The 7,651-nt window shown below is 60.6% G+C and carries 8 protein-coding genes; 4 read left to right on the top strand and 4 right to left on the bottom strand.

The annotated features are described in order from the left end of the window. Nucleotides 1–1,171 precede the first annotated feature (1,171 nt). Entirely contained in the window at nucleotides 1,172–2,227 is a 1,056-nt protein-coding gene (locus tag FS320_RS34180) for an EamA family transporter (RefSeq protein ID WP_152716843.1), read from the bottom strand. 299 nt (nucleotides 2,228–2,526) lie between these two features. On the opposite strand from FS320_RS34180, the gene FS320_RS34175 reads away from it, so the two are divergent. Both FS320_RS34175 and FS320_RS34170 read left to right on the top strand, forming a co-directional pair. After that, complete coding sequence (locus FS320_RS34175; protein ID WP_152716842.1) at nucleotides 2,527–2,934, top strand: hypothetical protein; 408 nt, start codon at nucleotides 2,527–2,529, stop codon at nucleotides 2,932–2,934. 13 nt (nucleotides 2,935–2,947) lie between these two features. Next, complete coding sequence (locus tag FS320_RS34170) at nucleotides 2,948–3,283, top strand: DUF6894 family protein (protein WP_162003428.1); 336 nt, start codon at nucleotides 2,948–2,950, stop codon at nucleotides 3,281–3,283. Nucleotides 3,284–3,907: 624 nt separating this feature from the next. Here FS320_RS34170 and FS320_RS34160 read toward each other — a convergent pair. The 3 genes from FS320_RS34160 to FS320_RS34150 all read right to left on the bottom strand — a co-directional run bounded on the left by FS320_RS34160 (nucleotide 3,908) and on the right by FS320_RS34150 (nucleotide 6,210). Continuing rightward, a complete protein-coding gene (locus FS320_RS34160) occupies nucleotides 3,908–4,159 on the bottom strand; it encodes a ParB N-terminal domain-containing protein (protein ID WP_152716841.1) in 252 nt (83 codons plus the stop codon). Nucleotides 4,160–4,762: 603 nt separating this feature from the next. Further along, on the bottom strand, nucleotides 4,763–5,602 hold the full coding sequence (locus tag FS320_RS34155; protein WP_152716840.1) for a Clp1/GlmU family protein: 840 nt from the start codon (nucleotides 5,600–5,602) through the stop codon (nucleotides 4,763–4,765). Beyond that, complete coding sequence (locus FS320_RS34150) at nucleotides 5,599–6,210, bottom strand: alpha/beta hydrolase (protein WP_244627563.1); 612 nt, start codon at nucleotides 6,208–6,210, stop codon at nucleotides 5,599–5,601. Before FS320_RS34150 ends, FS320_RS34155 begins: the two co-directional genes overlap by 4 nt. 227 nt (nucleotides 6,211–6,437) lie before the next feature. Here FS320_RS34150 and FS320_RS34145 point away from each other — a divergent pair, with 227 nt between their 5' ends. Further along, nucleotides 6,438–6,683: a SemiSWEET transporter gene (locus FS320_RS34145; RefSeq protein WP_202882928.1), complete on the top strand. Its 246-nt coding sequence runs from the start codon at nucleotides 6,438–6,440 to the stop codon at nucleotides 6,681–6,683. Between the two features lie 27 nt (nucleotides 6,684–6,710). Beyond that, nucleotides 6,711–7,379, top strand: a complete 669-nt coding sequence (locus FS320_RS34140) for an HAD family hydrolase (RefSeq protein WP_152716837.1) — start codon at nucleotides 6,711–6,713, stop codon at nucleotides 7,377–7,379. The last annotated feature ends 272 nt before the right edge of the window (nucleotides 7,380–7,651 follow it).

The raw sequence follows: 7,651 nt of genomic DNA, 5'->3' as shown, positions 1-7,651 counted from the left end.
CGGTAGATCCAGCCCGAGAGACCGCCGCCGAAGCTGAAGAGCCCCACGCGGAAGAACACGAGAAACAGCGACACGAGGGAAACTGGGGCTTGGGTCGGGTTCATGAGATATCCGGGACGAAGCCTTTATTGCGGCCAAGGGAGGGAGGAACCAGGCCATACCCGTCGCGCGTCAACCGCCCTCCGAGTGCAATCTGTCCCGCACCTCCTGCTGAAGCGCATCCGCAACAGCGAGGTTCCATCGTGCAACTCGCTTCCCGCGCGGCAAGGCAGGCGCGGCTCTCCGCATCTCAACTGACCGGAATCCATTGAGCCGTGGTTGCCGTCCGGTACAATATTGGTCTTACGTTCGGTGTGGCCGAGCTTATGGGGTACCGCCATCCGGCGTCGATGGGCTGAAGCTTCTTTGCTGGACTTCTTTCGGAAGAGCCTCGCATTTCGGTTTGGCTCTTGCGCTAGGTCGCGTCTTTCCATGTTCCCAGGAGCATCTCGAGGAAACACTCGGCAACGGGCGCCAGGCGGCCGCCACGCCGCCGAACCACACCTGTCGTGCGTGACACTTCCGGCTTCTGGATCGGTCGCGTGACGATGATAGGGTGATCGCCTTGAGGTGTGGGGGCAGAACAAGAGCTGTGCTCAATGACACGTTTAGTGCGAACGGATAGGCAACCTTCGTGACGCGGCTTAAGGTTTGATCCGCAATGTGAACCCAGATGATACTCGCGTCGATCTGGTACCCGATTGAAACTGTTGGGCTAACTGCTTTGTCGAACCTCTCCGGACACCGCCACTCTCTCACCGACGACACCTTGGAGAGCAGTCCCCTTCGCTATCAGGTCTTCTGCCCCGGATAATGGCTCAAACCCCTAGATCCGACCTGTATTCAGTCGACCGAGAGGCCTCTCGGTCGACTGAAGAGATCAAGTTCTTGCTACGCACTACGTTACCGTGTCATTGGGAACTCCTCTTGTGCTGACCCCCTCCTGGGAACTGCGCCCAACTTCACCTCAGCTGCGTATCAACGACAACTGTCGACGAGCCCCAGGGAGTGGCACGGATACACTGGCCTCCCGGGCTCCTGGCCGGATCTGAGTGCTGGCTTGCCCGCATCTCCGAGCGTTCCGTCGCATCAAGCCTCTCGATCAGAGCCATCAGGTGCCGTGAACCGCAGTTTAAGAGCGGTAGATCCCGGCGGCGGCAAGCCTCGCCTCTCGGGCTCTGATGCGCTCCCGGTGGGCCGTGTAGAGGCCGCTCGCCGCGATAACGAGCCCGCCGACGAGGGTCATGGCTCCTGGCACGGTGCCGAAGATGCCGAATCCGAGCAGCCCGGCGAACAGGAGCTGGACGTAGGAGAATGGGGCGATGGTGGACGCTGCGGCCTTGTGGTAGGCCAGGATGATGAGCCAATGGCCCGTAGTCGAGAAGGTGCCCATCAGGACGGCCAAGCCGATCTCCCCCGCGGTGGGGGTGCGCCAATGGAACGGCACGAAGGCGGTCAAGGCAATCAGCCCGATCACCGCCGACCATGCCAGGGTCGCCTCGGGCCGTTCTAAGCTCATCAGGCGGGTGGCGATGGCGGCCACGGCCCAGGCGAGCGCCGCGCCGATCGGCAGCAGCGCGGCGACCTGGAAGGCTGCGCCGCCGGGCTGGACCACGAGCATCACGCCAAGGAAGCCGACCGCCGCGGCGGCCCAGCGCCGGATGCCCACTTTCTCGCCAAGAAGTGGGATCGAGAGGGCGGTGATGAAGATCGGCGAGATGAAATTGATCGCTGTCGCCTCGGCGACCTGGAGGTGCCCTAGTCCAAGGATGAAAAGCACGGCTGAGCCAGCCACGGCCAGCGCCCGGATGATCTGCAGGCGCAGGCGCGGCGTGTGCATCACCCTCGCGCCGCGTGCGACGAACACCGTTGGCACGACCACCAGGCAGAAGATGAGATAGCGCAGCCAGGCGACTTCGATCGCCGGCAGCGTGCCTGTCAGGACCTTCGCGGCAACATCGCCCATGGCGAAGAAGATGGTCGATAGAAGGGCCAGGCCGATGGCGGCGAAGGTCGCATCCCTGGCAGGAGCGCCGGTCCTCGGGGTCGGGATCTCAGGGACGCGTTCTGCGACAGGGGGACAATCCGCTACGGCGGAGATAGAAGGAGGAGGGCTCATGGGTGCTGGGAGGATCTCGGCGAGAGCATGGGGCTTCACGCGCTCTGCGCATGCACGGTGAACCGACACCGCTGAATCTTGCGTGAACTTGGCTCTTCTCCTTGCGCGGGGCACCCCCGCGCCAGGCGCATGGAAGTCGCTCCTTTCGTGGCGATGCCTGTAGTCTCGTCGAGTTGCACGAGTGCTCGAATGACCTCATAGCCACGGGATCAGCGTCTGTTCGACCGTTCTTTGGATGGCCCTCGACCAGACGCTTGAGCAAACACTCCTAAAGCAGGGACTTTAGCTGCAGGCTGCAACTTTTGTCGTGCGGAACAGGAAAGGACCGCTGGAACTTAACGCTAGTGAACAAATCTAGCCGGGGGCACATGACAGAGGATGAAGTAGAGGCTGTCGCTGCCGAGCTTGCGAAGGCTGGCGGGATCTCCTGGCATTCAGGAAAAGAGCAAGGTCCTGTGAAGCTCGTTATGGAGCGTTATCGGGACCGCGCCCGTCTCGCCATCTCTGCCCTCGACCGCGTGCGGGCAGGCCAGCAAGACATCGCTCCCGATGCAGGTGATTCACTCGAACCGAACGCGACAGCCAACCCGGAGGCTGTTTCCCGCGGTACCGTCTCTGCTGGCAGTCTGGTCCTGTACCGTCCTCCGGGAGACCAGCGAACCTACGCGTGCCGGGTTGAGAGCGTTGAAGGAAGCCGCGCCTACCTCATCCCCGAACTCCCAACCTGCACTGGCTGGGTCGATCTCGCAAACATCTCACACTCGGTAGTCCAGTAAGGCGGCCCAGAACGTGACAACCATTGTCAAAGGCAAGCTCGTGTCCAGTGGGGGTCTCGGCACCGGCGTACCGCCGGCTGATGCCTGGACAGGGGCCGCACCGGCTTGTTCGGTTCCAGCGCGCTATTACTTCAACCTCACGGACGGCGATGACATGATCCGTGATGAAGAGGGCATTGAAGCTTCCAGTATCCAGTCGGCCGTGGTCTCCGCGATGGAAGCTGTCGAGGAGCTTCGCGCTCAGGCGCCCGCAAGCTCAGACGAGTGGCTGGGATGGCGGTTGGAGATTGTTGATACCTCTGGACGAGCGCTGCAGGTTCTCCCGCTTGATGCTCTCTCCGCTCATTGATTAAACTTCGGAAGAATCGCCATATTGGCAGCGATGGATGACTCATGGCAACGGGCACTTGAGCGCTGCCCTCAATGCGGTGTGCCTCCGGCTGTCACTGCTTGCGAGCCTTCATGAACTCTGTCGTGAGGGTTCGCTTGAGCTTCCATGTCAAGGGGATCGGGTTGGCTCTGTTCCATGCCCGCTGATGCCGCTGAACGAAGCGCTTGCGGCTGCGCCTGATCGCGCTGGAAGATGAACTGCTCGTAGGCACGAAGCTTCGACGCAGTTGAGCTTCCGTCCTCTTCCTGGACGGGAGGGCGGCCTCCGCAGCTTCCACCGCGGCGATGTCGTCCGGAGTGAGATCTGGATGACGGGACAGCGCATCCTCTCCAATCCGGAGGAAGGCTCTGTACAGCGTGGCATCGTGCCCTTTTAAGCCGGGGCATTGTCGACCAGCTATGCCTCGCGGGCCTCATCCGAGTCTTGCCACTGGCGCTTGGCTAGAGGAGCCTGTTTGCGTCAATCTTTCGTCATTGAGTATGGCCCTTCTGACCTCTGCCCATTCACGTGAAGGCAAGCTCTATCGTGATGTACTGCCCCACACCAAAGCTGGGGAGGGATCTACGCGGGAATTGTCCCAGATTAGTGCTTGCGAGCCTGCACCAAGTAGGCTGGCACGCTTGTCTCTCCCAGAGCCCTGCACGCCTCCAGCCGATGCAAGCCTTCCACCAGCACGAACCGTTGACCGTCAGCCCGCACGAGAATGGGGGCTTCCTGCCCCTTTTCCATCATGCTCTCGGCCAAAGTCTCGACCTTCTGCCGGTCCAAGGTTTGCCGCCGCTTCACAGGCACATAGACGTCCTCAATCGCAAGGATCTGCTTCTTCATCACCATTCCGACTGCTCCTGCGCCGTGTCACGTATCACTGAAGCTTAAGCACGGCGAGCCGGCTTGCCTAGGGGCACGCCCTGCCAGGATCGTTCGAGTCCACCCCAAGGGAACATGACACGGAGCACCGATCGGTAGGCATGGTGATGCTCTTGATCGTCTTCGGAACCGCACCGTTCTGGTTCCAGGTTCGTTTCGATAGATACGGACTTCTACGATTATGTACACCAGGGTAGCGATTAGTGCCTTGGCTGATGGTTTGGTAGTGCGGCCTTTAGCTGGGGTGCCCCAACTAGATACCCCTTGTTTACCTTGTCCAGGCAGGATGCTCTCACCGGGCGCGTTGCGTATCAGCCCGAACAAAGTGCGGAGATATCCTCCTCCGCTGACGCCCTGGTTGAGGTATGACAGCGCCTCAGCCGGGGCACTGTCCCGTTCAGGCTTTGAAAGCCCATCGTGCGCCACGCTGCAGCTTCGCGACGATCTCTTCAGCCGTGTGCCTCGTCTTGCCCATCTTCAGTCCTCCTTCGGCTCATAAGCCATACTTCAGGGAGGATCACTTTTCAGGAGGCAGACCACATTTCCTACTGCGCCAAGTGTAGGCCCAAGCTAATAGGATATTCTTCGAGGACGTGCCGGAAGATGTTCCTCGGCGAAATCCTCGTCGAGGATTAACAAGCCAGGGAGCACCTGCACGACCTCATCTTCAGCAACCGGTGACAGCACTTCGAGGACGTCGCTCTCGGCGTGGTTGAGAAGCAAGCCCAGTCCGAGATCATGGCCGGCTCCGCCGGATAAGCCGAGCAGGAGCCTAGCGGGCCGAGGCGTCGCAGAAGGTGAGAGCATCCCGGTTTTGAGCTTCAGCACCCCGGATTGTAAGAAATACTGCTGGAAGGCTGCCCGACGGGCTGTGCGCCGCTCCCTGTCCGCCTTGCGTCGTGCTTCCGGTGAAGATGGGACGCAAAGGGTCGGCAGGATCGAGGCCTCATGCGCGATTGCCTCAAGAGCCTGTCCTTCACCGACACCGATCAGCAGATCCGGCCGGAGCGCATCGATCTTGGCCGCTTTCAGGCGACGACCTGGTCCCGCCAGGAGCCCGCTCGTGTTGACGATCAAATAATCCGCGGTCGCCTGTTGAGCTAGATGGCGTGTGCCTTCGACAAGACGCGACCAGCCGAGAACGGGATTGGTGCTGCCTACAAAAGCGAGCGACACTCCGTTCGCATTGGCCATGGTCACGCAGGCCGGAGGGCCGACGATCTTCTGGCCAACATCGGTATCGAGAAGAGCGCTGCTGCGGCCTGACCGTGTCAGTTCCTCCACAAGAAGGCGACAGAACGTGCTCTTGCCAGTGTCCTTCTCTCCGACCACGAGAACCCTGCGGAGGGCATGACGGCGAACATGCTGCGCGGCCGCGCGCCATTCTGGCGGAACGTGCAAAGGCGTCACGCAAGGAAGCGCACCACGGCGCGCTCGACCATGTCCGGCGGAACGACATGGCCGCCCTCGAACTCGTGATACTCCACGTCGTAGCCCGCCTGCCTGAGGGCCGGAACGATCCTGCGGCTGCAGGGATCGATGGGCAGGACCTCGTCGTGAATTCCGTGGGACACGAAGATCTGCGGCGTGTCGGCTGTGCTCGTCGGCGCCATGAAGCCTGGCGAAAAGGCAAAGATGTGATCAAACAGTTCGCCGTTGATAACACCCAGTGACAGGCCATAGGACGCACCGTCCGAAAACCCGGAGAGCGCGACGCGGGAAGGATCGATGGGATGGAGCTGAAAAATCTTCGCCAGAGCTCTGTCGATAAAGGCAACATCGGGACCGTAGCCGCCCTGGATCATGTCCCAGGTCGAGCCGCGGGATTCGGGCGCCAGGACGATCACACCATGACTCTCCGCCTGCACCGCCATGAGATCGAGAAGTTGCATGGCGATCCCGCCTGCACCATGAAGCGCCACGATGAGCGGGGCAGGCCTTGCTGGATCAAGCCCGGCCGGCACCAGGAAGGCACCGTCGCGCTGGCTGTCGAGCCCCAAGGGACGGCGGCCGGGCATGACAGTGGGAGGTGCTGCGATCTTATTGGGACGTGCCCGAAGTCTCCCCAATATGTAATCTGTGCTGACGGCCATGAATGTCACACCTCGCCTTGCGTCGCGCGCCAACGCCGGAGCAGGACCTGCTGTTCCTATCGCGTAACAGACATATGGAATGGCGCAGGAACATCAGGGCAATCGACTCCGTTAGAAGCCTCTAATGCAAGGGCCCTCTCCCTATGGCTTTGATGGACTATATCGGCTACGCGGCCGCGATATGCACAACCTCGGCTTATATCCCGCAGGTGGTCAGGGTCTGGCGCACGCGGTCGACCAAGGACATCTCACTCAAGATGTTTCTGGTGCTCATCACCGGCCTCGCCCTGTGGCTGACCTATGGCTTTTTGAAAAGTGAAGTTCCCATCATTGCCGCAAACGGTGTCACGCTCATGCTCGCGGGCACGATCCTGTTCTTCAAACTTAAGCATGGATGAAACCAGAGAGTACTGGGCCTGTTTCATATGATCAAAGCAGTTCTCTTCGACATCGACGGCACTCTCATCGACTCCGTCGATCTTCATGCCAAAGCCTGGGTCGAGGCGCTCAAGCATTTTGGCCACGAGATCGCCTTTCAGGATCTGCGCTCACAGATCGGCAAGGGCAGCGACCAGATCCTGCACGGGCTTCTGCCGCCCGAAGTAATCGAGCAGCGCGGGGAGGAGATAAAGGACTTCCGTGCTGATCTGTTCAGGCACCGTTATATGCCGCAGGTGCGGGCCTTTCCCGGTGTTCGTGAACTCTTCGAGCGCATTCGCGCCGTAGGTCAGCGAGCAGTGTTGGCATCCTCCGGCAACGCGGACGAGGTCGAGCAGTACAAGGAGATTGCCAATATCGCTGACCTCATCGACTCCGACACTTCCTCGGACGATGCGGAGCGCTCAAAGCCCTTCCCTGACATCTTCCAGGCGGCTCTCGCGAAACTCCAAGGGCTCAGTTGCGACGAAGCTGTGGTGGTTGGGGATACACCTTATGATGCGGAGGCAGCGCGCAGGGCGCAGATAAAATCCATCGGAGTTCTTTCGGGAGGATTTACCGGGCAGGCGTTGAGGGATGCCGGATGCATCGCGATCTATCACGGCCCGGAGGATCTGCTGCACCGCTACGACAACTCGCCACTCGCTTGGCTGTAGGCATTCCCGACCGGTTTTTGCACCATAGGTGCCTCAAGTTGTGGGCAAATATGATTTGTCACGATCGGCGCCAAGTCGTCATTCCGCCGCAACCGGAAGAGGCGTGCTAGCTGTCCGCTTCTCGGATCCGTTGCGAATGGACAGGTGCCGTGGATCTGTTGCAGCTTTGAAACTTGCCCTGCCTGAGCTACGACATGAGGGTGGCGAGTGGGGCTGACAGTGAAGCAAAATAACAAGGGGCTGCTCAAAGGTCGGCAGTTCACGGCGGAGAT

The sequence above is a fragment of the Microvirga tunisiensis genome, from assembly GCF_009296175.1.
GTDB classification, from domain to species: Bacteria; Pseudomonadota; Alphaproteobacteria; order Rhizobiales; family Beijerinckiaceae; genus Microvirga; species Microvirga tunisiensis.
Note: the sequence above shows the minus strand (reverse complement) of the source record. Positions and strands in the feature narration are given on the sequence as shown.